Consider the following 24,440-nt stretch of genomic DNA (forward strand, 5'->3'; position numbering starts at 1 on the left):
GCACCGATGTTTCACGTGAAACATCGAGGGCCGGCGCTCGGGTCAGTCCTGTCCGGCCCACCATTCCTTGAGTGCGGTCACCGCCGCATCGCGTTCCATCGGACCGTTCTCCAGGCGGAGCTCCAGCAGGAACGTGTACGCGCGGCCGATCACCGGGCCGGGGCCGACGCCGAGGATCTCCATGATCTGGTTGCCGTCCAGATCCGGGCGGATGGAGTCCAGCTCCTCCTGCTCCTTGAGCTGGGCGATGCGCTCCTCCAGGCCGTCGTAGGCGCGGGAGAGGGCGGCCGCCTTGCGCTTGTTCCGGGTGGTGCAGTCGGAGCGGGTCAGCTTGTGCAGGCGGTCCAGCAGCGGGCCGGCGTCCCGCACGTAGCGACGGACGGCGGAGTCGGTCCATTCGCCGGTGCCGTAGCCGTGGAACCTCAGGTGCAGCTCCACGAGACGGGAGACGTCCTTCACCATCTCGTTGGAGTACTTCAGCGCCGTCATTCGCTTCTTGGTCATCTTGGCGCCCACCACCTCGTGGTGGTGGAAGGAGACCCTGCCGTCCTTCTCGAAGCGGCGCGTACGCGGCTTGCCGATGTCATGGAGCAGGGCCGCCAGGCGGAGGATGAGATCGGGGCCGTCCTCCTCCAGATCGATGGCCTGCTCCAGCACGATCAAGGTGTGGTCGTAGACGTCCTTGTGGCGGTGGTGCTCGTCCCGCTCCAGACGGAGCGCCGGGAGCTCGGGCAGGACATGGTCGGCCAGTCCGGTCTCCGTCAGCAGGGTGAGGCCCTTGCGGGGGTTCGCGGAAAGGACCAGCTTGTTCAGCTCGTCCCGGACCCGTTCCGCGGAGACGATCTCGATCCGTCCGGCCATCTCACTCATCGCGGTGACGACCTCGGGGTCCACCTCGAAGTCCAGCTGCGCGGCGAACCGGGCGGCCCGCATCATCCGCAGCGGGTCGTCGGAGAAGGACTCCTCCGGAGTCCCCGGCGTGCGCAGCACCCGGCGCGCCAGATCCTCACGGCCGCCGTAGGGATCGACGAACTCCTTCTCGGGCAGCGCGAGCGCCATGGCGTTCACCGTGAAGTCGCGGCGCACCAGGTCCTGCTCGATGGAGTCGCCGTAGGACACCTCGGGCTTGCGCGAGGTGCGGTCGTAGGCCTCCGAACGGTAGGTGGTGACCTCGATCTGGTAGCCGTCCTTCTGACAGCCCACGGTGCCGAAGGCGATGCCCACCTCCCACACGGCGTCCGCCCAGGGCCGCACGATCGCGAGGACGTCCTCGGGGCGGGCGTCGGTGGTGAAGTCCAGGTCGTTGCCCAGCCTGCCCAGCAGGGCGTCCCGTACCGATCCGCCGACCAGGGCGAGGCGGAACCCCGCGTCCTGGAATCGGTGTCCTAGATCGTCGGCGACGGGAGCCACGCGCAGCAGCTCGGTCACCGCGAGGTTCTCGGCCTGGGTCAGGGCGCTGGACTTGTCTTCGTTGGCGTTCGGCACAACAGAAAAGAGTACGTGGCCCGGCACCCGGGTCGCTCGCCAGTTGTTTCCCGGCCCCGTATGACCGACGGCACAGCCCGCACCCCGTCCTGCACAGCGGTCCGTGGCACTTCCGCTCCTCCCACCTCGTTACCATGCCTGGACGCACACTCGGACAGGAGCCGACGAGCGGAACGATCCCGCCGCCGGTCGCCGTACGACCGGCGGCCGAAGATCCGGTACCGATGACCACCACCGACGACGAGGGACGGACGAGCGCGTGGCCCAGGCGGCAGACTTCCAGGGGATGAGTTCCTCACCTGGCCGCCGGTGGTTGCGGCGCACCGGTGCAGTGCTTGCCGGAGCGCCTCTGCTGGCCGGCTTCCTCCAGTTGCCCTCCGCCGGGCGGGCCGAGGCGGCCCCCGCGGTCACGCCGGCGGCCGCCGAGGCCTCCCAGGACGCCTCCGGGCCCCTTTCCGTCTCCCTGGACAAGGTGACGCCGGGCGTCGTCACCAAGGACGACACACTGACCGTCTCGGGCACCGTCACCAACACCGGCAAGCAGGCCGTCACCGACGCCCGGGTCGATCTCCGGCCGGGCGAGGCGTTGGAGACCCGTTCCTCGATCGAGGGGGTCTCCCGGCGCACCACGTTCCAGATCGGCGTGGACGGCCAGGCGCTCGGCGGCGATCACACCGCCGAGTTCGACAGGCTCGAGCCGAAGGTGTCGCAGCCCTTCTCCATCACCGTCCCGGCCGACGAGCTCGGACTGGGCGGAGCGGGGGTGTACCAGTTCGCCGCCTCGGTCTCGGGCCGCACCGCCGACCAGCCCTGGGCGGAGCAGGTGCTCGGCATCCAGCGGACCGTGCTGCCCTGGCAGCCGGGGAAGCCCGGGAGCAACACGCGTACGACCTTCCTCTGGCCGCTGATCTCCAACGTGCATATGACCGCGGAGACCGACGAGCAGCAGACCCCGGTGTTCCTGAACGACTCGCTGACCCGCGAGATCGCGCCCGGAGGCCGCCTGGACCGCATGGTCTCGCTCGGCGACCAGCTCGACATCACCTGGGTGATCGACCCGGACGTGCTGGCCGCCGTGGACGCCATGGCGGACGGCTCCTACCGGGTGAAGACGGAGGACGGCCGGACCGTCTCCGGCACGCAGGAACACGAGACCCAGGCCAACCGCTGGCTGGCCAAGCTCTCCGCGGCGGTCGAGGACCAGGAGGTCGTCGCGCTCCCCTACGGCGACCCGGACCTGGCTTCCGTGGCCCACAACGGGCGGAACGTCAGCGGCACCCTGAACCACCTGAAGGAAGCCACCGGCGTGGCCGCCGAAACCGTGTGGAGCATCCTCCACGTGCAGCCCAGCACGGAGTACGCCTGGCCCGTCGAAGGCGCCCTGGACCCCGCGATCAAGAACGTGGCCACCTCGGCCGGCGCCGACAAGGTGATCACCCGCAGCGACAGTCTCGAGGACGACCTCTCGTACACCCCGTCGGCCGCACGTCCCATCGGTGGCGGCACCACCGCGGTGGTGGCCGACGCATGGCTGTCGACCGCCTTCGAGGGCGACCTGGCCCGGGCGGAGAACTCCACCCTGGCCGTGCAGAAGTTCCTCGCCCAGAGCTTCGCGATCACCCAGCAGACCAACAAGGACCGCAGCATCGTCGTCGCCCCGCAGCGGATGCCGTCCGCGAGCCAGGCGCAGGCGATGGCGGAAGCCCTGACCGCACTTCGGGAAGGGTCCTGGTCCACCCCGCAGGCACTGTCGGAGGCCGTGGAGGACGAGCCGGATCCCCGCGCCTCCACCACTGTGCCGCCGCAGTCCGCCTACCCCTCGGCCCTGCGGAAGAAGGAACTCCGCCGCGACGCCTTCGAGCAGATCGCCGAGACACAGGCCAAGCTCGACCGCTTCAGGGTGATCCTCACCCAGGAGAACCGGGTGGTGACGCCCTTCGGGCGGGCCATGAACCGCGCCATGTCGGTCTCCTGGCGAGATCACGCCGGGGCGGCGGGCGACTACCGCGCCGATGTGAAGGCCTACCTGGACGACCTCGCCGACCAGGTGTCGCTGATCGACAAGTCGGAGACCAAGCTCTCCGGCCACAGCGCCACCGTCCCGGTGACGGTGCGGAACAACCTGGTGCAGGGCGTCGAGGGCCTGGTCCTCCGGCTGACCTCCACCAACCCCTCCCGTCTGGAGATCGACGGGAAGAAATACCACGAGCAGCCGATCTCCGTGTCCGGTGAGCGCAGCCACTCGGTGAAGTTCACCACCTCCGCCAACGCCAACGGCCCGGTCACGGTGGTCGCCCAGCTCTACACGGAGGACGGGCGCGCCTACGGCCGCTCGGTGGCGTTCGACGTCCGGGCCACCGAGGTGACCGCCACGGTGATGCTGGTCATCGGCGGCGGCGTACTGGTCCTGGTGCTGGCCGGTTTCCGGATGTACACCCAGCGCAAGCGCGCCGCCGCACGCGACGACGCGGAGGCCGCGGCGGTCGCCGAGGACGGCGCCGAGGACGGCCCGGACGCCTCCGGGCAGGCGAGTGACCTGCGCCCGGACACCTCGGCCGAAAGCACCGACCCGTCCGCCGCGGGTGAGAAGGTGGACCGTTGAGCGATGTCGTGGCCGGTCGGCCCGGGAAACCATGAGGTGGGGTAACCATGAACGCGCCGTACGACGGTGACCGCGGCCGGTCCGCGGGCGGCTCGGGCCACCCCGGCGTGCCGCCGACCGAACACGGGCAGCTGCCCCCGTGGCCGCCCGCGGACACGTATCTCCAGGACTCCTACGACCAGGACCCCTACGACCAGGACCCCTACCGAGGCCAGGGCCTCTCCCCGCAGGGTCCGGCCGGTGAGGCGTTCCACGACCGCGCCGTGCACCGGTCGTCGGCGCCGGGTCCCCAGGACGCATACGGCCGTCCCGAACCACAGGAGCCGCCGCGGGCTCCGGACCCGCGGGTGTGGGCTCCACCGCCCGGGCAGGCCCCGGACGGTCCGTTCCCGTCGGCGGGCGATCCCACCGCCCAGTACGTCGGCGTCGACGAACTGGTCACGGGCGCGGCCTCGGCGGACCGGAACACGGACGCCTTCGCCCACCTCTACCGCGACCAGCAGCAGAACGGCCCCCGGCCCCCGGCCGACCCGGCCGCCGGCCCCGGGGTGCCCCCGGTGGGCGTCCCCGGCCCGGCACAGGCGCCGGCTGTCCCCGGCGTGCCTGCCGGCCCCGCGGAGCCGCCCCAGGTCCTCTCGCAGCCGCCCGGCGGCCCGGCGGCGGGCCGGGAGCCCGCTCCCGCGCCGACGGCCAAGAAGGGCGGCCGCGCGTCCAACATCCTGAAGTCGAGCGCCGTGATGGCCGCCGGCACCTTGGTGTCGCGACTCACCGGCTTCGTCCGCTCGATGCTGATCGTCGCCGCGCTGGGCACGGCCACCCTCGGTGACGCGTTCCAGGTCGCCTACCAGCTGCCGACGATGATCTACATCCTCACCGTGGGCGGCGGTCTGAACTCGGTGTTCGTACCGCAGCTCGTCCGCGCCATGAAGGATGACGAGGACGGCGGCGAGGCCTACGCCAACCGTCTGCTCACCCTGGTGATGGTGGCGCTCGCCGCCCTCACCTCGCTCGCCATGCTCGGCGCTCCCCTGCTGGTCCGTGCCCTTTCCAGCTCCATCGCGGACGAGCCCGCCGCCAACGACGTCGCGATCACCTTCACCCTGTACTTCCTGCCCACGATCTTCTTCATGGGCATCCACGTGGTGATGGGCCAGATCCTCAACGCGAGGAACCGGTTCGGCGCCATGATGTGGACCCCGGTCCTCAACAACATCGTCATCATCGTGACCCTGGGGATGTTCCTCTGGGTCTACGGCACCGCCTCCGACTCCAAGATGCAGGTGCAGTCCATCCCGCCGGAAGGTGTCCGCCTCCTCGGCATCGGTGTGCTGCTCGGACTGGTCGTCCAGGCCCTGGCGATGATTCCCTACCTGCGGGAGAGCGGGTTCAAGCTGCGGCTCCGCTTCGACTGGCGGGGCCACGGCCTGGGCAAGGCCGCCAAGCTGGCCAAGTGGACCATCCTGTTCGTCCTCGCCAACCAGCTGGGCGCCGTGGTGGTCTCCCAGCTGGCAACCGCCGCCCTCCTGGACGGCAAGGCCATCCCCGGCACCGGTTTCAGCGCCTACGCCAACGCCCAGCTGATCTGGGGCCTGCCGCAGGCCATCATCACCGTGTCGCTGATGGCCGCGCTGCTGCCGCGCCTGGCCCGGTCGGCCGCCGAGGACGACGCCGGCGCGGTCCGGGACGACATCTCGCAGGGCCTGCGGACCACCGCGGTGGCGATCGTGCCGATCGCCTTCGGCTTCCTGGCCCTCGGCGTCCCGATGTGCACCCTGATGTTCGGCGGCTCCGGGACCTCCGCGGCGACCAACATGGGCTACATGCTGATGGCCTTCGGCCTCGGGCTGATCCCCTACTCGGTCCAGTACGTCGTGCTCCGTGCCTTCTACGCCTACGAGGACACCCGGACGCCGTTCTACAACACGGTGATCGTCGCGGCGGGCAACGCCGGTGCGTCGTTCCTCTGCTTCCTGCTGCTCCCGGCCCGGTGGGCCGTGGTGGGCATGGCGGCCTCCTACGGCCTCGCCTACGGCATCGGCGTGGGCGTCGCGTGGCGCCGCCTGCGCAAGAAGCTCGGCGGCGACCTCGACGGGTCCCGCGTCCTGCGTACGTACGCCAGGCTCTGCATCGCGTCGGTTCCGGCCGCCGCGCTCAGCGGGGCCGTCTGCTACGGCATCGGCCGCACCCTCGGATGGGGGATCCTCGGGTCGCTGAGCGCGCTCGTCCTGGGTGGCACCGTTCTCCTCGGGGTCTTCTTCCTCGCCGCGCGGCGGATGAGGGTGGAGGAGCTCAATTCTCTGGTCGGCATGGTCCGGGGACGCCTCGGGCGGTGAGTCCGGGGTAGGCGCACAACCATCGGCCGCCACCGCTTGTCGTGCGGAGTGACGGACTGTGGGCACAATGGGTTTCGGCGTGGTGAGCACGCGATGGATGGGGAGGCAGGGACGACGGTGGCCGAACGAAGCACAGCTGCCGTCGACGTGGCAGGCAACAGCGGCGACGAGCCGTTGACCGCCGAGGCGGACCAGTCCACGGCCGACGGGGTGGCCCAGGAGCGGCGACCGGGCACGGAGCACGACCAGGCACAGGTCGACCAGGCACAGGGCGACCTCGTGGTGGCGGACTCCGTTCCCGCCCAGGCGCTCGACCTGCACAGCGGCCACAAGCTGGCCAGGCGGTACCGCCTGGAGGAATGCGTCACCCGTCTGGATGGGTTCAGCAGCTGGCGCGCGGTGGACGAGATGCTCCGCCGCGCCGTCGGTGTGCACATCCTGCCGGCCGACCACCCGCGTGCCCGATCGGTCCTGTCGGCGGCCCGCTCCGCGGCTCTCCTCGGTGACCCCCGGTTCGTCCAGGTCCTCGACGCCGTCGAGGACGACGACCTGGTCTACGTCGTCCACGAATGGCTCCCCGACGCCACCGAGCTCACCGCCCTGCTGGCGTCAGGGCCGCTGGAGGCGCACGACGCCTACCAGATGGTCCTCCAGGTCTCCCAGGCCATGGCGGCCGCGCACCGCGAGGGCCTGGCGCACCTCTGCCTCACGCCGGGCACCGTCCTGCGCACCTTCACGGGCCAGTGGCGCATCCGCGGTCTCGCCGTGAGCGCCGCGCTGCGCGGTGTCCGCTCCGACACCCCCCAGCGCGCCGACACCGAGGCCATCGGCGCCCTCCTCTACGCCGGGCTGACCCAGCGGTGGCCCTACGAGACCGATGCCCACGGTCTCTCCGGCCTGCCCAAGGACCTCGGCCTGATCCCCCCGGACCAGGTCCGGGCCGGCGTGCACCTGGGCCTCTCCGAACTCGCCATGCGGGCCCTCGCCAACGACGGCGCGACCGCCTCCCGGCACGAGGCCGCCTGCACCACGCCGGAGGAACTCGCCAAGGCCGTCACCGAGATGCCTCGCGTCCGGCGCCCCGAGCCCTCCTTCACCCCGCCCTCGGAGTACCCGCGGCCCTCGTACGCGCGGCCCTCGTACACGGCGGCGGGCCCCGTGCCGCCGCCCGTTCCGGCTCCTCCCGCCCCGCTGGAGACCCGCACCGGCAAAGCGCTCAAGTGGGCCGTCTCCGCCCTCCTGATCGCCGCCCTCGGTCTCGGTAGCTGGCAGCTCGCGGACGTCTTCATGAACAAGGGCGGCGACCCGATCGACGTGGTGCCGCAGACACAGCCGAAGGACGACAAGCCCAAGCAGGCCGAGCCGATAGCCGTCGAGGGCGCCACCGACTTCGATCCCTTCGGTGACAGCAAGGAGAAGCCGTCGGACATAAGCAATGTCTTCGACGGCAAGTCCGACACCTACTGGCAGACGGACCGCTACTACGGATACGCGGAGTTCGGAAATCTGAAGTCGGGTGTCGGCGTCATCCTCGACCTGGGGAAGGTCCAGCAGGTCGGCAAGGTCACCGTCACCTTCAAGGGGGAGACCTCGGCCGAGCTCCGTGCCGCCTCGGGCAGCGCCGGTTCGCAGCCCGCCTCCTTCGAGGACTACACCAAGGTGGCCTCCGGCTCCGGTACGTCGGTGACCCTCACCCCGGACAAGGAACTGGAGTCCCGCTACCTCCTCGTCTGGCTGACCAAGATTCCGCCGGAGAGCTCCGGCACCTTCCGTGGCCGGGTGGTGGACGTCAAGGTGACCAGCTGACGCACCGACCACGGGTCGCCGCCCTCACGCACCGCACGGGCCGCGGCCCACTCGGGGAAGTGGACTCCAGGGGGAGGGCCGGATGGCAGACGCCGCCAGGTACGAGGGAACGAACGACCAGGAACTGATCGCCCTCCACCTGCGGGGCGACCCCGAGGCGTTCGGCGAACTGGTCCGCCGCCACCGCGACCGTCTCTGGGCGGTGGCCCTCCGTACCCTCGGCGACCGGGAGGAGGCGGCGGACGCCGTCCAGGACGCCCTGGTATCCGCCTATCGCCGTGCTCACACCTTCCGCGGCCACGCGGCCGTGACGACCTGGCTCCACCGCATCACGGTGAACGCCTGCCTGGACCGCGCCCGCAAGGCCGCCACCCGTAGGACCTCTCCCGTGGACGACGCGGAGCGCCTGGACCAACTGCTGGAACCGCACGAGGCGGCCTCCGCCCCGGCTGAACGCAACGACCTCCACCGAGAACTCATCAACGCCCTCGCCACCCTGCCGCCGGACCAGCGCGCCGCCCTCGTCCTGGTGGACATGCAGGGTTTTCCGGTCGCGGAGGCAGCCGGGGTCCTCGACGTTCCGGTCGGCACGGTGAAGAGCCGCTGTGCGCGGGGCAGGGCCAGGCTTCTTCCCCTCCTGACCCATCTGAGGCCGCCGGCCGAGGAGCGGGAAACCCATCCTCCGGGCCCGCCTGACGAAGGGCGGAAGCATCCTGACGAAGGGCGGAATCCTCCTGGCGAAGGGCGGAACCGTCCGCCCCGCGCATCCGTCCCACCTGGGGCACCGAACAGGACCACCCCTGGACCCATTGATCCTGCGACCGCGAAGGGCGGAGGTGAACGAGCGTGACCCCCACGAAGGACACGGCCGGACACCCGGACGTCACGGAGATCTCCGACCTGGTGGAGGGCGTGCTCGCACCCGACCGCACGTCATCGGTGAGCGGACACCTCGACGCGTGCGCCCTCTGCGCCGACGTCCAGGCGACGCTGGAGGAGATCCGTGGCGCGCTGGGCACCCTGCCGGGGCCGGCGCGGATGCCCGCCGATGTCGCCGGCCGGATCGACGCCGCACTTGCCGCCGAGGCTTTGCTGAGCGCAGCCGCCGAGGAGGGAACGGATACCGCGGGCTCGGAGGCCCCCGTCGGCAAGAGCGCGGGAAGCACCGTCCAAGCACCGCATGCGTCGCATGTTTCACGTGAAACAGAACGCCCCGCCAACCGGTCCGGCGGGTCCGCCGGACCACGCCCTTCCACAGTTCCCACCGGTTCGGGTCCCGGCCGGAGTACCGGCAGGCCGCTCTCCCGACGCCGTCGCTCGCTGAAGCTCGGCGCGGTCCTCGCCGCCGCGGCTGCCGCGGTCGGTGTGCTGGTGGCGCAGCCGTTCCAGGAGGACCCGGTCTCCCCCGCGGCCGCGACCTTTTCCGGACGCCCTCTCGAGCAGCAGGTGAGCGGGCTGCTCGCCGAGTCCGGTGAGGCGGGACAGGCGTCCTCTCCGCAGCCCAGGACACTGGTCCGGCCTGCCGTCGACGTCCCGTCCTGTGTCCGGGAGGGCATCAACAGCGGTGAGGAAGCTCTCGCCGCCCGGAAGGGAACCTTCGAGGGGAAGACCGCCTACCTGGTGGTGCTTCCCGATCCGAAGACCGACTCCCGAGTCACCGCCTATGTGGTGGACGCCTCCTGCATCACCGACTCCTCCCCGGACGACAAGGACAGGGGAGAGGTACTCGTACAGCGCTCGTACGCCCGCCCCTCGAACTGACACGACGGGATCGCCGCCGGGAGGGGTATGCGGTAGGGGAGGCCCGTCCGTCGATTCGCCCGGGCACGGAGACACTCGCGTGCCCGCGCACAGTGGGGAATGCCCGGCCTCTAGGATCCGTTGGGGTGATGTGAGAGCGCCGAACCAGGCTCACCGCATCAGACCTGCCCGCCAGTAGACGCATTCCAGAGACGAGGAATCCCGCCGTGAGCGACGTCCGTAACGTGATCATCATCGGCTCAGGGCCCGCCGGCTACACGGCGGCGCTCTACACCGCGCGCGCGTCGCTGAAGCCGCTGGTGTTCGAGGGCGCCGTCACCGCCGGTGGCGCGCTGATGAACACCACCGAGGTGGAGAACTTCCCCGGCTTCCAGACCGGCATCATGGGCCCTGAGCTCATGGACAACATGCGGGCCCAGGCCGAGCGCTTCGGTGCCGAGCTGATCCCGGACGACATCGTCTCGGTCGATCTCACCGGTGAGATCAAGACCGTCACGGACACCGCCGGCACCGTGCACCGCGCCAAGGCCGTCATCGTCGCCACCGGCTCCCAGCACCGCAAGCTGGGGCTGCCCAACGAGGACGCGCTGTCCGGCCGCGGCGTCTCCTGGTGCGCCACCTGCGACGGCTTCTTCTTCCGGGAGCACGACATCGCCGTGATCGGCGGCGGCGACACCGCGATGGAGGAGGCCACCTTCCTCTCGCGGTTCGCCAAGTCGGTCACCATCGTCCACCGCCGGGACACTCTGCGCGCCTCCAAGGCCATGCAGGAGCGCGCCTTCGCCGACCCGAAGATCCGCTTCATCTGGGACAGCGAGGTCGCCGAAGTCCAGGGTGAGAGCAAGCTTTCGGGTCTGAAGCTGCGCAACGTGAAGACCGGAGAGCTCTCGGACCTGGCGGTCAGCGGCCTGTTCATCGCGATCGGCCACGACCCGCGCACCGAGCTCTTCAAGGGCCAGTTGGAGCTCGACGGTGAGGGCTACCTCAAGGTGGAAGCCCCCTCCACCCGCACCAACGTCACCGGTGTCTTCGCCGCCGGTGACGTGGTGGACCACACCTACCGCCAGGCGATCACCGCCGCCGGCACCGGCTGCTCCGCCGCCCTGGACGCCGAGCGCTACCTGGCCTCTCTTTCCGACTCCGAGCAGCAGGCGGAGCCGGAGAAGACCTCCGCCTGATTCCACTCCCCCCGATCCGTAGTTAGGAGCCCTCTGTGGCCGGCAGCCTGAAGAACGTCACCGACGAGACCTTTGAGGAAGAGGTCCTCAAGAGCGACAAGCCCGTCCTCGTGGACTTCTGGGCCGCTTGGTGCGGTCCGTGCCGTCAGATCGCTCCCTCGCTGGAGGCGATCGCCGCCGAGCACGCCGACAAGATCGAGGTTGTGAAGCTCAACATCGACGAGAACCCGGCGACTGCCGCCAAGTACGGCGTGATGTCGATCCCGACCCTGAACGTCTACCAGGGCGGCGAGGTCGCCAAGACCATCGTGGGCGCCAAGCCGAAGGCGATGATCGTGCGGGACCTCGAAGACTTCATCTCCGAGTGATCTGCCCCGCCTGAGGAGCCGGTGTTTCACGTGAAACGGTGTTTCACGTGAAACACCGGCAGACGGCGACAAGAGAGGGCCGACCCCACGGGGTCGGCCCTCTCGGCGTTCTCCCGGCTTCCCGAACCTCAGAGGGGACGGAGTGCCGGTTCCTTCTGCACGGCGCCCAGGAGACGGTCCAGGGCCATCTCGACGTCCTCCTTCCAGGAGAGCGTCGACCGCAGTTCCAGCCGAAGCCGGGGATAGGCCGGATGGGAGCGAACCGTCTTGAAGCCCACCGCCAGGAGGTGGTCCGCCGGGAGCAGGCAGGCGGGCTCCTCCCAGCGAGCGTCGCCGAAGGCCTCGACCGCCTTGAACCCTCGCCGCAGCAGGTCCTTGGCGACCGTCTGCACCAGTACCCGGCCCAACCCCTGCCCCTGGTACTCGGGGAGGATGAACCCGGTGATCAGTTGGACCGCGTCCGGGGAGACGGGACTGGTGGGGAACGCCGTCGCACGGGGCACATAGGCCGGCGGCGCGTAGAGCACGAATCCGGCGGGGACGTCGTCGACGTAGACCAGGCGGCCGCACGATCCCCAGTCGAGCAGCACGGCGGAGATCCAGGACTCCTTCTCGACCTCGGCCGTGCCTTCCTTGAGGGCCGTCTCCCCGCTGAAGGGATCGAGCTCCCAGAAGACGCACCCCCGGCATCGCTGGGGAAGGTCCTGGAGATTGTCCAGAGTGAGCGGAACAAGCCGACGCCCCATGAACGCCCTTCCTCGCTTCCTGTCGTCGCACCTTCCACCATGAGGCCCCGACGCCCTCGTCACAAAGCGAAGCGCGGGTCGTGTCCGGAACTGGCCTGACACGACCCGCGCCTGCGGATGACTGCTGCCTGCTTTTCCTGCGCGGTCTACTGGGCGGCCTGGGGGCCCTCTTCCGCGTCGGCCGCCGTCAGGTCCTTCAGCACCGGAGCCTCACCGGGCGCCAGGGTCGTCAGAATCCGCTCGAGGTCCTCCACCGAGGCGAACTCGACCGTGATCTTGCCCTTCGTCTTGCCCAGATCGACCTTGACCCGTGTCTCGAAGCGGTCGGAGAGGCGGGTGGCCAGCTCGGAGAGCGCAGGGGAGACCTTGGCCCCGGCGCGCGGTCCCTTGGCCCGGGCGGGCTTCTCCGGACCGGTCCCCATCAGGGTGACGATCTCCTCGACCGCACGGACCGAAAGCCCTTCGGCCACGATCCGCTTCGCCAGGCGGTCCTGCTCTTCGGCGTCCTCGATCGACAGCAGGGCACGCGCGTGCCCGGCCGAGAGCACTCCGGCTGCCACGCGCCGCTGGACGGCGGGGGACAGCTTGAGCAGGCGCAGGGTGTTGGAGACCTGCGGCCGGGAACGGCCGATCCGGTCCGCCAGCTGGTCATGCGTGCACTTGAAATCCTGCAGCAGCTGGTCGTAGGCGGCGGCCTCCTCCAGCGGGTTCAGCTGAGCCCGGTGAAGGTTCTCCAGCAGGGCGTCCAGGAGGAGCTTCTCGTCATCGGTGGCGCGGACGATCGCGGGGATCGCCTCCAGGCCCGCCTCACGGCTGGCACGCCAACGACGCTCGCCCATGATGAGCTCGTAACGCCCCGCACCGGTCTGCCGGACCACCACCGGCTGCAGCAGGCCGACCTCCTTGATGGAGGTGACCAGCTCCGCCAGCGCGTCCTCGTCGAACACCTCCCGCGGTTGACGCGGGTTGGGGGTGATGGAGTCCAGGGGCAGTTCGGCGAAGTGCGCGCCCATCGGAGATGCCGGAAGATCACTGCCCCCGGCCGGGACGGTGTCCTCCACGTCACGGGTCGCCGCCGGAAGGGACGCCAGCTTGGCCGCCGGCACGCCACGTTCGCCCGCGGCATGGGGAACGCCCGGGACCGTCTGCGTGGCCGTGCCCGCAGGAGCCGGCCCCCCAGTCGCCGGACCGCCGACCGGCCTGTCTCCCGTCGGCGCCGCGGGGATCAGTGCGCCAAGCCCGCGGCCCAGCCCTCTGCGTCGTTCACTCACTGGATCCCCTCCACCATGCTCTGTCCGCTCATCATCTGACCGTCCGCGACGTGACCGCCCGGCGGTTGCCCGCCAGGCAGCTGACCCATCACAGCGCCCGTGTGGGCCTGCGAGCCGTCGTAGCCGATGCCCACGCCTCGGAGAGCGATCTCCCGAGCCGCCTCCAGGTACGAGAGGGCACCACTCGAACCTGGATCGTAGGTCAGTACCGTCTGTCCGTAACTCGGGGCCTCCGAGATGCGCACGGACCGCGGAATGCTGGTCCGCAGCACCTCGTCGCCGAAGTGGCTCCGCACCTCTTCGGCGACCTGGGAAGCCAGCCGGGTGCGGCCGTCGTACATGGTCAGCAGGATGGTCGACACATGGAGGTTCGGGTTCAGGTGGCCCCGGATCAGCTCGACGTTCCTCAGCAGCTGCCCCAGCCCCTCCAGCGCGTAGTACTCGCACTGGATCGGGATGAGCACCTCGGCGCCCGCGACCATCGCGTTGACGGTCAGCAGCCCCAGGGACGGCGGACAGTCGATGAGGACGTAGTCCAGCGGCTGCTCGTAGGCCTGGAGAGCACGCTGCAGCCGGCTTTCGCGGGCCACCAGGGAGACCAGCTCGATCTCGGCACCCGCCAGGTCGATCGTGGCAGGCGCACAGAAGAGGCCTTCCACGTCCGGTACGGGCTGCACCACCTCGGAGAGTGGACGGCTGTCCACCAGGACGTCGTAGATCGACGGAACCTCGGCATGGTGGTCGATCCCCAGCGCCGTCGAGGCGTTGCCCTGTGGGTCGAGGTCGACGACCAGGACCCGGTTGCCGTGCAGGGCCAACGACGCGGCGACGTTGACCGTCGTAGTGGTCTTTCCGACGCCGCCCTTCTGGTTGGCGACCACGATGATCCGGGTCTGCTCCGGGCGGGGCAGACCTTCCCCGGCGGCACGCCCGATGGCGTCCACCGCCTGCCGGCTGGCATGACCCATGGGGTTGTCGTCCATGGGGGGCGGTGTTTCACGTGAAACATCGTCCCCCTGCGACTCGGTGCGGGGACCGGGGACCGGATCGGTCATCGGTCCCGCGATGTTGGCGTCGGACCGCAAGGATTCACTCTCCTCGACTTCAGGCTCTCTCTGTACAGAGCGTCCCATGCCTTCAGGGGTGCGAACCAGTGAGGTCGGTCGTTCTGTGGAGAAATCCGCCTCTGTGGACAACTTGTCACCCTTGGCGAGCGAACCGCTCGACGGCTTTCGGAGGGGAGCGGGCTTGGGGTCGCGCGGTTCGGCGGCGGCGTGGCTGCGGCCGATGACGCCTTGCAGCAGTGAGCGACGTTTCACGTGAAACAACGATGCCGAGGTCGAGGCGCGAGGGGTCCTCGACACTCCGGGGGAAGGGAACGTGGGGCAGGGGGTGGCCCGTGGTGGAGTACCCGTGCCCCGCGTCCGGGGGCGGAGGAGATCCACCCTTCAGGGAACACGGGGCACGGGCATCGTGAGATCGAGAGCTGCGACGAGCGTCAGCGGCGGCGGCGTGAGGGACGCGCCGGACGCGCCGCCTTGGCCCGCTTGGCGGCGAACCGCACACCGCCGGGGCTCTCTCCGACCTTGACCTGGACGACCGTCGACAGCGGGTCCACCACGCCCTCACCGACCTGGAGGACGTCCGTCTCCACGGCTCCCAGCTTGTTCAGCGCCGAAGCGGCCGCGGTCAGCTCCTCCTCCGCGGTGTCGCCCTTGAGGGCCAGCATCTCGCCGTAAGGGCGCAGCAGGGGGATGCCCCAGGTGGCCAGGCGGTCCAGCGGCGCCACCGCGCGTGCGGTGACCACATGGACCGGCTGCAGCTTTCCGAGAACTTCCTCGGCGCGCCCGCGGACCACCGTCACATGGTCCAGTCCGAGCAGCTCCACCACCTCGGTGAGGAAGGTGGTGCGCCGCAGCAGCGGCTCCAGCAACGTGATCTTCAGGTCGCCACGGACCAGGGCCAGCGGGATGCCGGGAAGACCGGCGCCGGATCCGACGTCACACACGGTCACACCCTCCGGCACGACCTCGGAGAGCACCGCACAGTTCAGCAGGTGCCGCTCCCAGAGCCGGGGCACCTCACGCGGGCCGATGAGGCCGCGCTGCACACCGGCGTCCGCCAGCAGCTCGGCGTACCGCACCGCATCGTCGAAGCGATCGCCGAACACTTCGCGCGCCTGCTCGGGCGCAGGGGGAAGCTCTGCTGCCTCCGTCACGGGGACCGTCCTTCCGTACCGCAAAAAAGCGCACTGGGCGCTGACCACCAGAACTACCAGGCTGACAAAGTACGGCCCCGTCTGCTCAACAGACGGGGCCGGTGGAACGTACGCGTGCCGTCAGGCAGGCAGTACGACGACGAAGCGCTGCGGTTCCTCGCCCTCGGACTCGCTGCGCAGACCCGCGGCCTTGACCGCGTCGTGCACGACCTTGCGCTCGAACGGGGACATCGGCCGCAGCCGCACAGGCTCCCCGGTGTTCCGCGCCTCGGCCGCGGCCTTGGCGCCGATCTCGGAGAGCTCGGCACGCTTGCGGGCCCGGAAGCCGGCGACATCCAGCATCAGACGGCTGCGGTCACCGGTCTCCCGGTGCACGGCCAGGCGTGTGAGCTCCTGAAGGGCCTCGAGCACCTCACCGTCACGGCCGACCAGCTTCTGCAGGTCGTGGCCGGCCGTGTCGCTGATGATCGACACGGACGCCCGGTCCGCCTCGACATCCATGTCGATGTCGCCGTCGAGGTCGGCGATGTCCAGCAGACCTTCCAGGTAATCGGCCGCGATCTCACCCTCCTGCTCCAGGCGGGTCAGGGCGTCCGCACCGTCGGCGGCGGAGGGGATGGTGCCTTCCGTCACGGGATGGGCTCCTTCTTACTTCTTGGACGAGGACTTGGAGCGCTGCTGCGGACCCTTGCGGCCCGACTGGGCCCGGCTGCGGGCGCCGTTGCCGGGGCCTCCGGCCCTGGTGGCACCGCCCTGGGACTTGTCGGCGGCGGGCTTGCCGGCCTGGGGCTCGCCGTTCTCCGCCGCGGCTTCCGCTTCCGCCTTGACGGCGGCCTGGCGCTGGGCCTTGGTCTGGCGCTTCGGCTGCTGACGCTTGGCGGCACCGGTGTGCGTGGTGTCGCCGTCCTGCGACTGGTCGGCGGCGAGCTTCTCGCTCTTCACCACGGTGCCGTCGGGCTGGGCGGCGAGGCCCATCTTGTTCAGACCGTTGATGAACTTCCGCTCGGCCGGGTTGCGGTCGCGGCCCTTGGCGACGATGGCCTTGACGATCGCGCGACGGCCACGGCCGGAGACGGAGCCCTTGCGCTCGACCTTCTTGGAGAGACGCTCGAGGTAGGCGGCCTGGGCCGTGGAACCCGGGGTCGGGTTGTTGTGGATGACGTACATCTGCTGGCCCATGGTCCACACGTTGGTGGTCAGCCAGTAGACGAGGACACCGACCGGGAAGTTGATGCCGAAGACGGCGAAGATGATCGGGAAGACGTACATCAGCATCTTCTGCTGCTGCATGAATGGCGTCTTCACCGTGGTGTCGACGTTCTTCGTCATCAGCTGGCGCTGGGTGAAGAACTGCGACAGCGACATCAGGACGATCATGATGACCGTTACGACGCGGACGTCCATGACGCTGGCATCGAGCTGCTCGATGACGCTGGCGCTGTCGGTGAACTTGCTGGCCAGCGGAGCGCCGAAGATGTGCGCCTTCTGCGCACTCGCGACCAGGTCCGAGTTCATCGCGCCGATGGTCTTGCCCTGGGCGATGGTGTTCAGGACGTGGTACAGCGCGAAGAAGAAGGGCGACTGCGCCAGGATGGGAAGGCACGAGGAGAGCGGGTTGGTACCCGACTCCTTGTACAGCTTCATCATCTCTTCGGACTGGCGCTGCTTGTCGTTCTTGTAGCGCTCCTGGATCTTCTTCATCTCGGGCTGCAGCGTCTGCATGGCCCGGGTCGCCTTGATCTGCTTCACGAAGAGCGGGATCAGGCAGATGCGGATCAGGATCACCAGGGACACGATCGACAGGCCCCAGGCCCATCCGCTGGACTCACCGAAGACGGCGCCGTACAGGGAGTGGAACTGGACGATGATCCAGGAGACGGGTGTGGTGATGAAGCTGAAGAAGCTGGCAATCGTGTCCACTAATCATGCTCCTTGGGCATGGGACGGGGTCTCTGCGGCCGGGCTCGAGGAGGGTCCGGGCCGGCTGCCCGTCTCCCCTCGGTCCCCGGTGGCGGAATCGGCGGAGGGCCCGCCCTTGCGTGCGCGCCAGGAGGCACGCAGCATCTCGTGCCACCGCGGGCGTTTCCGCGGGGGCACATGGTCCACGCCGCCGAGCGACCACGGGTTGCAGCGCAGGATGCGCCACGCGGTGAGCGCCGATCCCTTGACCGCACCGTGCCGGTCGATGGCCTGGTAGCCGTAGTGGGAGCACGACGGGTAGTACTTGCAGACCGGCCCGAGCAGCGGACTGATCGTCCACTGGTACAGCTTGATCAGAGCCAGCAGCGGGTACTTCATCGCACGCCCCCTCCCAGCAGCCGCTGGAGAGCGGCATCCAGGTCTCGGGCCAGTTCTTCGTTGGCCGCGTCACCCGCAGGGGGCAACGCTCGTACCACTACCAGGCTACCGGGGGGCAGCTGAGCGACCCGCTCGCGCATCAGGTGGCGAAGTCTGCGCTTCACCTTGTTGCGCACCACTGCTCCGCCCACGGCTTTGCTCACGACGAAACCCGCACGCGTGGGGGGAGCGCTCTCCCCCTGCGCGTGCGGGTCCGTGGCACCGCTACGAAGATGAACGACCAGGAACTGCCGGCCTGACCGGCGCCCCCGTCGTACAGCGGTCGCGAAGTCCTCGCGCCGCCTCAGCCGGTTGTCGGTGGGCAGCACGACGTCATGACCTGACCGGAATCAGGCGGACAGACGGGCGCGACCCTTGCTGCGGCGGGTCGCCAGGATCGCGCGACCGGCGCGGGTCCGCATACGCAGCCGGAAGCCGTGGGTCTTCGCGCGACGACGGTTGTTCGGCTGGAAGGTGCGCTTGCTCACTCGGGGGCTCCAGAAATGAATCGGTGGGTGGCGGGTGTCGTCTGGCTGTCACCGTGCGCCCACGAGTAGCTCGCTTACGCCCGAGTGCACCGCTTCTCGATCACTGGTGCGTGATCTTTGCCCATCGGAGGCAGGCGGCAGCAGCCATCGACAACTCGACCTGGTCACGGTACGCGCGGCTGCGCCATCCGGTCAAACCCGACGGTCGTGCGACCTCGGCAGCCTACCCCGTGCCCATGGGCCACCCCGCTGCTCACAAGGGGTGGGAGCGGGATTCCGGGGGGTCCGGGGAAACGCCTCGCGCGTGCCTCGATTTCCGGGCCGACGTGGGACGACGGCACACTGTCCACAGGCTGGGGACAACGACTTGATGCACAGCCGTTGCCCTGACTACCGTGGGCGGACTCCCGATTCGTTCGGTTCCCCCCGGCCCCGACTGATTCGTTACCTGCCGTCCGCCGGACGGCCGACCGATCGTCCCGCGCACCACGCAGACGCGGGACCTGTGAGAGAGCGTGCACTGTGGCTGACGTACCCGCCGATCTTGCCGCAGTGTGGCCCCGGGTGCTCGACGGGCTCCTGGGCGAGGGCCGCGGGCAGGGGGTCGAGCCGAAGGACGAGCGGTGGCTGCGCAGCTGCCAGCCGCTGGCTCTGGTCGCCGACACCGCTCTGCTCGCCGTTCCCAACGAGTTCGCCAAGACCGTGCTGGAGGGCCGGCTCGCCCCGGTGGTCAGCGACACGCTGAGCCGCGAGTGCGGGCGCCCGATCCGGATCGCGATCACCGTCGACACCTCCATGGGCGAGCCGCCGGCCCCTCCAGGGCCTTCCGCGGCCGGCGTCCAGGAGGAACGCGAGGTCCCGACGGCCACGCCGCTGCGGGAGTCCGGGACGGACTCCCGGCAGGAGCAGCTGCCCACCGCCCGCCCGGCCTATCCGGAGCAGCGCCAGGAGCCCGGGGCCTGGCCGCGCGCGGGGCAGCACGACTTCGGCTGGCAGCAGCAGCCGCTGGGCTTCCCGGACCGCGACCCGTACGCGTCCCCTTCCTCCGCCCAGGAGTACGGCGGCGGCCAGGACTACGGCACGCAGGAATACGGCGGTCAGGGCTACGGCCGGCCCCGCGCCCCGTACGGCCGGGCGGGCGAGTACGACCGCCAGGACCTCCCCCGCTCCGAGTACGACCGGCGGGGCGGCGAGCGCCGCGACTACGACCGGGGCGAGTACGACCGCACCGCCGCCGACCGCGCCACCGCCGACCGCTCCGAGTACGACCGCCCCGACCGCAAGGACTACGAGCGGCCGGACTACGAGCGGCCCGAGTACGACCGGTCCGACTACGAGCGCCCCACCGACTACGACCGGGACAACCGCGAGGCCCGGGACTCCCGGCAGCCGGAGCGGCAGAACCGGGCGGAGTACGAACGTCCCCAGCGTGTGGACGGCGGGTACGAGCGGCCCGACTTCGACCGCGGCTACGACGGTTACCCGCCCAAGCCCTCCCCTGCCTCCTCGCCGTCGTCCGCCTCGCTGGCGGGCTCCGGCGGGTCGGGGACGCCGGGGGTCGGCGAGCCCGCGGCCAGGCTCAATCCCAAGTACCTGTTCGAGACGTTCGTCATCGGCGCCTCGAACCGCTTCGCGCACGCCGCCGCGGTGGCGGTCGCCGAGGCGCCCGCCAAGGCGTACAACCCGCTCTTCATCTACGGGGAGTCGGGTCTGGGCAAGACCCACCTGCTCCACGCCATCGGGCATTACGCGCGCAGCCTCTACCCCGGCACCCGGGTGCGGTACGTGAGCTCGGAGGAGTTCACCAACGAGTTCATCAACTCCATCCGCGACGGCAAGGGCGACAGCTTCCGCAAGCGCTACCGGGAGATGGACATCCTGCTCGTCGACGACATCCAGTTCCTCGCGGACAAGGAGTCGACGCAGGAGGAGTTCTTCCACACCTTCAACACCCTGCACAACGCCAACAAGCAGATCGTCCTCTCCAGCGACCGGCCGCCCAAGCAGCTGGTGACGCTCGAGGACCGCCTGCGGAACCGCTTCGAGTGGGGTCTGATCACCGACGTCCAGCCGCCCGAGCTGGAGACCCGGATCGCGATCCTCCGCAAGAAGGCGGTGCAGGAGCAGCTCAACGCCCCGCCGGAGGTGCTGGAGTTCATCGCCTCGCGGATCTCGCGGAACATCCGTGAGCTCGAGGGCGCGCTGATCCGGGTGACGGCCTTCGCCTCCCTCAATCGTCAGCCGGTGGACCTGGGCCTGACCGAGATCGTCCTGAAGGACCTGATCCCCGGCGGCGAGGACTCGGCTCCCGAGATCACCGCGACGGCCATCATGGCCGCCACCGCCGACTACTTCGGCCTGACCGTCGAGGACCTGTGCGGGACCTCCCGGGGGCGGGCGCTGGTGACGGCACGGCAGATCGCCATGTACCTGTGCCGCGAGCTCACCGACCTGTCGCTGCCGAAGATCGGCGCCCAGTTCGGCGGCCGCGACCACACCACGGTGATGCACGCCGACCGGAAGATCCGCGCGCTGATGGCCGAGCGGCGCTCCATCTACAACCAGGTCACCGAGCTGACCAACCGCATCAAGAACGGCTGAGCGGGCCGTCCTGACGCGCGCCCACCGCCCGGCACGGTGTTCCCGGTCCACGGCCACCGCGCCCCTGAGCGCCCCGGAGTCCCTCTCCGGGGCGCTTTTCGTCGCCTGCGGCGGTCCGCCGGCCCCGGGCGTGGCCGCTTCCGCGGGAGAACACCCGACCAGGTCGTTCGATCAGGCCCGGAGTTACGGTCTCCCTCCACAGATGGGGCCACTTTCTCGGATCCACAGCCTGGGGAGACCCACGTTGTCCAGAATGTGTCCACAGGCAGGGCCGGGGATCGCCCATCAGGACTGGTCACAGCCCTGTGGATTCGTGGACGAACACTGTCCACAGGCTGTGGACAGCCAAACCGCCCGCAGCGGCCTCAGAAGGTTGTCCACCAGCAACCCACAGGATGAGCAGCCTTGTCCCCAGCGAACGGCATGTTTTCCACACCGCTGTCCACTGTTCGACAACGACGAGCCCCGGATCACTGCTCCGAGTGAAAGGCGTCACACCAGGCTGCTGGAGAGGGGTGTGGGAAACCGGGGAAAAGCTGGGGACGCAGCTGGGGAGAAGTGACCCCTCCCTGTGCATGGGCTGTGCAGAACTTTCCCCCGTCCACAGAGACCCCCGGTTGTCCACCGGTTCCACCCACAGGACCAGTGGATAAAAAATCAGGTCTGACCTGGGGAAACAGGGTTATCCACGGTATCCACAGCCCCTACTACTACTCCCAACTTGAGAGAGCCGGGAATTCGTTTCGAAGCGGGTCCTGTGCACAACTCGGCGGGAGCGGCCCGAGCGGGCTCCTGCTCGACTTGACCCGAGCGGCACCAGCTGTCAGCGGGATGCGTCAGACTGGTCACCGGTGGTTCTCCCCTCCCGGGGAGCCGGCTACACCACCGACGAAGGCCAGCAGGGCGAGGGACGCCGGCAACAGCAGGAGGCGGCAACGGTGAAGATCCGGGTGGAACGCGACGTACTCGCGGAGGCGGTGGCCTGGGCTGCGCGGAGCCTGCCCGCCCGTCCGCCGGCTCCGGTCCTCGCGGGCCTGCTGCTGAAGGCCGAGGACGGGCAGCTGAGCCTCTCCAGCTTCGACTACGAGGTCTCGGCCCGCGTCTCGGTGGAGACCGAGGTCGAGGAGGAGGGCACGGTCCTCGTCTCCGGCCGCCTCCTCGCCGACATCTGCCGCGCCCTCCCCAACCGCCCGGTGGAGATCTCCACCGACGGCGTGCGGGCGACGGTGGTCTGCGGCTCGTCCCGGTTCACGCTCCACACCCTGCCGGTGGAGGAGTACCCGGCGCTCCCGCAGATGCCGAACGCCACCGGCACGGTGCCCGGCGAGGTCTTCGCCGCGGCGGCCGCCCAGGTCGCCATCGCCGCGGGCCGCGACGACACCCTGCCGGTGCTGACCGGTGTGCGCATCGAGATCGAGGGCGACACGGTCACCCTGGCCTCCACCGACCGCTACCGCTTCGCGGTCCGCGAGTTCCTGTGGAAGCCGGAGAACCCGGACGCCTCCGCGGTCGCCCTGGTCCCCGCCAAGACGCTGCTGGACACCGCGAAGGCGCTGACCAGCGGTGACAACGTCATCCTGGCGCTCTCCGGCTCCGGCAAGGGCGAGGGCCTGATCGGCTTCGAGGGCGCCGGCCGCCGCACCACCACGCGGCTGCTGGAGGGCGACCTGCCGAAGTACCGCACGCTCTTCCCGACCGAGTTCAACAGCGTGGCCACCATCGAGACGGCCCCGTTCGTCGAGGCCGTCAAGCGCGTGGCCCTGGTCGCCGAGCGGAACACCCCGGTGCGGCTCACCTTCGAGCAGGGCGTGCTGATCCTGGAGGCCGGCTCCAGCGACGACGCACAGGCTGTGGAAAAGGTCGACGCCAACCTGGACGGCGACGACATCTCGATCGCCTTCAACCCGACCTTCCTGCTGGACGGCCTGAGCGCCATCGATTCTCCGGTCGCCCAGCTGTCCTTCACCACGTCCACCAAGCCGGCGCTGCTGAGCGGCAAGCCGTCCGTGGACGCGGAGGCCGACGAGGCCTACAAGTACCTGATCATGCCGGTCCGCCTCAGCGGCTGACCTGCTGTCTCTCCGCGGTGCATGGGGGCTGCCCCGCGCACCGCGGAGCCGTTTTCCGGCCGGATCCGGGCCCCCGGACGCCGGCCGGAACGGGCGGCGCCGTGCACGGCACTGCCCGGCACCGGTCGAAGCACTGGGTCAAGGGGCCGCCCACCGGGTGGCGGTGCGGAGCCGGGTCTACGCTCGGACGTGGGTGCCGGAACGCGCCCACACCCCACCTCGCAACCAAAGGGAACAACTGATGGAGCTCGGTCTCGTCGGCCTCGGCAAGATGGGCGGCAACATGCGCGAGCGGATCCGCCGCGCGGGCCACACCGTAGTGGGATACGACCGCAACCCGGACGTCTCGGACGTCCACAGCCTGCGCGAGCTTGTGGACAGCCTGCAGGCCCCGCGCGTGGTGTGGGTGATGGTCCCCGCGGGTGCCGCGACCCAGTCCACCGTCGACGAGCTGGGTGAGCTCCTCGAGCCCGGTGACGTGGTGGTCGACGGCGGGAACTCCCGCTGGACGGACGACGAGAAGCACGCCGCGGAGCTGGCCGAGAAGGGCATCGGCTTCGTGGACTGCGGCGTCTCCGGCGGTGTGCACGGCCTGGCCAACGGCTACGCGCTGATGTACGGCGGCGACGCGGAGGACGTGGCCAAGGGTCTCCGGCGGTGTGCACGGCCTGGCCAACGGCTACGCGCTGATGTACGGCGGCGACGCGGAGGACGTGGCCAAGGTGCAGCCGGTCCTGGACGCGCTGAAGCCGGAGGGCGACTTCGGCGCCGTGCACGCCGGCAAGGTCGGCGCCGGCCACTTCGCCAAGATGGTCCACAACGGCATCGAGTACGCCATGATGCAGGCCTACGCCGAGGGCTGGGAGCTCCTGGAGGCCGTGGACTCGGTCACCGACGTCCGGGAGATCTTCCGCTCCTGGCGCGAGGGCACGGTCATCCGCTCCTGGCTCCTCGACCTGGCCGTCAACGCCCTCGACGAGGACGAGCACCTGGAGAAGCTGCGCGGCTTCGCGCAGGACTCCGGCGAGGGCCGGTGGACGGTCGAGGCCGCCATCGACAACGCCGTCCCCCTGCCCGCCATCACCGCCTCCCTCTTCGCCCGGTTCGCCTCCCGCCAGGAGGACTCCCCCCAGATGAAGATGATCGCCGCGCTGCGCAACCAGTTCGGCGGCCACGC

19 protein-coding genes and 1 pseudogene are annotated in these 24,440 nt (G+C 69.9%); 10 read left to right on the forward strand and 10 right to left on the reverse strand.

What is annotated here, in order from left to right:
- Window positions 1-42: 42 nt before the first annotated feature.
- Window positions 43-1,485, reverse strand: coding sequence for a CCA tRNA nucleotidyltransferase (locus A2U95_RS10625; protein WP_166021898.1), 1,443 nt, complete (start codon window positions 1,483-1,485; stop codon window positions 43-45).
- 259 nt (window positions 1,486-1,744) lie between these two features.
- On the opposite strand from A2U95_RS10625, the gene A2U95_RS10630 reads away from it, so the two are divergent.
- The 7 genes from A2U95_RS10630 (at window position 1,745) to trxA (ending at window position 11,533) form a co-directional block, all read left to right on the forward strand.
- Window positions 1,745-4,087, forward strand: coding sequence for a DUF6049 family protein (locus A2U95_RS10630; protein ID WP_166021899.1), 2,343 nt, complete (start codon window positions 1,745-1,747; stop codon window positions 4,085-4,087).
- A gap of 47 nt (window positions 4,088-4,134) precedes the next feature.
- Window positions 4,135-6,420 carry a murein biosynthesis integral membrane protein MurJ gene (gene murJ / locus A2U95_RS10635; RefSeq protein WP_166021900.1) on the forward strand — a complete coding sequence of 762 codons (2,286 nt, stop codon included), beginning with the start codon at window positions 4,135-4,137 and terminating at the stop codon, window positions 6,418-6,420.
- A 117-nt stretch (window positions 6,421-6,537) separates the two neighbouring features.
- The gene (locus A2U95_RS10640; protein ID WP_166021901.1) at window positions 6,538-8,226 is read left to right on the forward strand and encodes a protein kinase family protein; all 1,689 of its coding nucleotides are present in this window, start codon (window positions 6,538-6,540) and stop codon (window positions 8,224-8,226) included.
- A gap of 82 nt (window positions 8,227-8,308) precedes the next feature.
- The gene (gene sigM / locus A2U95_RS10645) at window positions 8,309-9,076 is read left to right on the forward strand and encodes an RNA polymerase sigma factor SigM (RefSeq protein ID WP_166021902.1); all 768 of its coding nucleotides are present in this window, start codon (window positions 8,309-8,311) and stop codon (window positions 9,074-9,076) included.
- Window positions 9,073-9,987 (forward strand): anti-sigma factor, encoded by a 915-nt coding sequence (locus A2U95_RS10650; protein WP_166021903.1) that lies wholly within the window; start codon window positions 9,073-9,075, stop codon window positions 9,985-9,987. The genes sigM and A2U95_RS10650 overlap by 4 nt, the downstream gene beginning before the upstream one ends.
- Window positions 9,988-10,193: 206 nt before the next feature.
- Window positions 10,194-11,165 carry a thioredoxin-disulfide reductase gene (trxB, locus tag A2U95_RS10655; protein WP_166021904.1) on the forward strand — a complete coding sequence of 324 codons (972 nt, stop codon included), beginning with the start codon at window positions 10,194-10,196 and terminating at the stop codon, window positions 11,163-11,165.
- Between the two features lie 35 nt (window positions 11,166-11,200).
- Window positions 11,201-11,533 (forward strand): thioredoxin, encoded by a 333-nt coding sequence (trxA, locus tag A2U95_RS10660; RefSeq protein ID WP_166021905.1) that lies wholly within the window; start codon window positions 11,201-11,203, stop codon window positions 11,531-11,533.
- Window positions 11,534-11,661: 128 nt separating this feature from the next.
- On the opposite strand, the gene A2U95_RS10665 is transcribed toward trxA, so the two are convergent.
- From A2U95_RS10665 to rpmH, 9 genes are all read right to left on the reverse strand, one after another.
- Window positions 11,662-12,279 carry a GNAT family N-acetyltransferase gene (locus A2U95_RS10665; protein WP_166021906.1) on the reverse strand — a complete coding sequence of 206 codons (618 nt, stop codon included), beginning with the start codon at window positions 12,277-12,279 and terminating at the stop codon, window positions 11,662-11,664.
- A gap of 146 nt (window positions 12,280-12,425) precedes the next feature.
- Entirely contained in the window at window positions 12,426-13,550 is a 1,125-nt protein-coding gene (locus A2U95_RS10670) for a ParB/RepB/Spo0J family partition protein (protein ID WP_166021907.1), read from the reverse strand.
- The gene (locus tag A2U95_RS10675; RefSeq protein WP_277350934.1) at window positions 13,547-14,683 is read right to left on the reverse strand and encodes a ParA family protein; all 1,137 of its coding nucleotides are present in this window, start codon (window positions 14,681-14,683) and stop codon (window positions 13,547-13,549) included. The genes A2U95_RS10670 and A2U95_RS10675 overlap by 4 nt, the downstream gene beginning before the upstream one ends.
- A 365-nt stretch (window positions 14,684-15,048) precedes the next feature.
- The gene (gene rsmG, locus A2U95_RS10680; protein WP_166021908.1) at window positions 15,049-15,768 is read right to left on the reverse strand and encodes a 16S rRNA (guanine(527)-N(7))-methyltransferase RsmG; all 720 of its coding nucleotides are present in this window, start codon (window positions 15,766-15,768) and stop codon (window positions 15,049-15,051) included.
- Between the two features lie 120 nt (window positions 15,769-15,888).
- The gene (locus tag A2U95_RS10685) at window positions 15,889-16,401 is read right to left on the reverse strand and encodes a Jag family protein (protein WP_166021909.1); all 513 of its coding nucleotides are present in this window, start codon (window positions 16,399-16,401) and stop codon (window positions 15,889-15,891) included.
- A gap of 15 nt (window positions 16,402-16,416) precedes the next feature.
- Window positions 16,417-17,688 (reverse strand): membrane protein insertase YidC, encoded by a 1,272-nt coding sequence (gene yidC, locus A2U95_RS10690; protein ID WP_166021910.1) that lies wholly within the window; start codon window positions 17,686-17,688, stop codon window positions 16,417-16,419.
- 3 nt (window positions 17,689-17,691) lie between these two features.
- Window positions 17,692-18,066 carry a membrane protein insertion efficiency factor YidD gene (gene yidD, locus A2U95_RS10695; protein WP_166021911.1) on the reverse strand — a complete coding sequence of 125 codons (375 nt, stop codon included), beginning with the start codon at window positions 18,064-18,066 and terminating at the stop codon, window positions 17,692-17,694.
- Complete coding sequence (rnpA, locus tag A2U95_RS10700) at window positions 18,063-18,434, reverse strand: ribonuclease P protein component (protein ID WP_166021912.1); 372 nt, start codon at window positions 18,432-18,434, stop codon at window positions 18,063-18,065. Before rnpA ends, yidD begins: the two co-directional genes overlap by 4 nt.
- 21 nt (window positions 18,435-18,455) lie before the next feature.
- Window positions 18,456-18,593 carry a 50S ribosomal protein L34 gene (rpmH, locus tag A2U95_RS10705; RefSeq protein WP_003975051.1) on the reverse strand — a complete coding sequence of 46 codons (138 nt, stop codon included), beginning with the start codon at window positions 18,591-18,593 and terminating at the stop codon, window positions 18,456-18,458.
- Between the two features lie 522 nt (window positions 18,594-19,115).
- Between rpmH and dnaA the strand changes: the two genes are divergently transcribed.
- The 3 genes and pseudogenes from dnaA to gnd form a co-directional block, all read left to right on the forward strand.
- Complete coding sequence (gene dnaA, locus A2U95_RS10710) at window positions 19,116-21,194, forward strand: chromosomal replication initiator protein DnaA (protein WP_166021913.1); 2,079 nt, start codon at window positions 19,116-19,118, stop codon at window positions 21,192-21,194.
- A 938-nt stretch (window positions 21,195-22,132) separates the two neighbouring features.
- On the forward strand, window positions 22,133-23,263 hold the full coding sequence (gene dnaN / locus A2U95_RS10715) for a DNA polymerase III subunit beta (RefSeq protein ID WP_166025045.1): 1,131 nt from the start codon (window positions 22,133-22,135) through the stop codon (window positions 23,261-23,263).
- Window positions 23,264-23,456: 193 nt separating this feature from the next.
- A pseudogene (gene gnd, locus A2U95_RS33765) lies at window positions 23,457-24,440 on the forward strand (phosphogluconate dehydrogenase (NAD(+)-dependent, decarboxylating)); the annotation flags it as partial.

This window comes from Streptomyces chilikensis, from assembly GCF_001642695.1.
Taxonomy (GTDB): Bacteria; Actinomycetota; Actinomycetes; order Streptomycetales; family Streptomycetaceae; genus Streptomyces; species Streptomyces chilikensis.

Excerpts from the sequence above, each read along its gene's own strand:
- murJ (WP_166021900.1), top strand. The coding sequence starts at position 4,135 with ATGAACGCGCCGTACGACGGTGACCGCGGCCGGTCCGCGGGCGGCTCG.
- sigM (WP_166021902.1), top strand. The coding sequence starts at position 8,309 with ATGGCAGACGCCGCCAGGTACGAGGGAACGAACGACCAGGAACTGATC.
- A2U95_RS10665 (WP_166021906.1), bottom strand. The coding sequence starts at position 12,279 with ATGGGGCGTCGGCTTGTTCCGCTCACTCTGGACAATCTCCAGGACCTT.
- A2U95_RS10675 (WP_277350934.1), bottom strand. The coding sequence starts at position 14,683 with ATGGGACGCTCTGTACAGAGAGAGCCTGAAGTCGAGGAGAGTGAATCC.
- yidD (WP_166021911.1), bottom strand. The coding sequence starts at position 18,066 with ATGAAGTACCCGCTGCTGGCTCTGATCAAGCTGTACCAGTGGACGATC.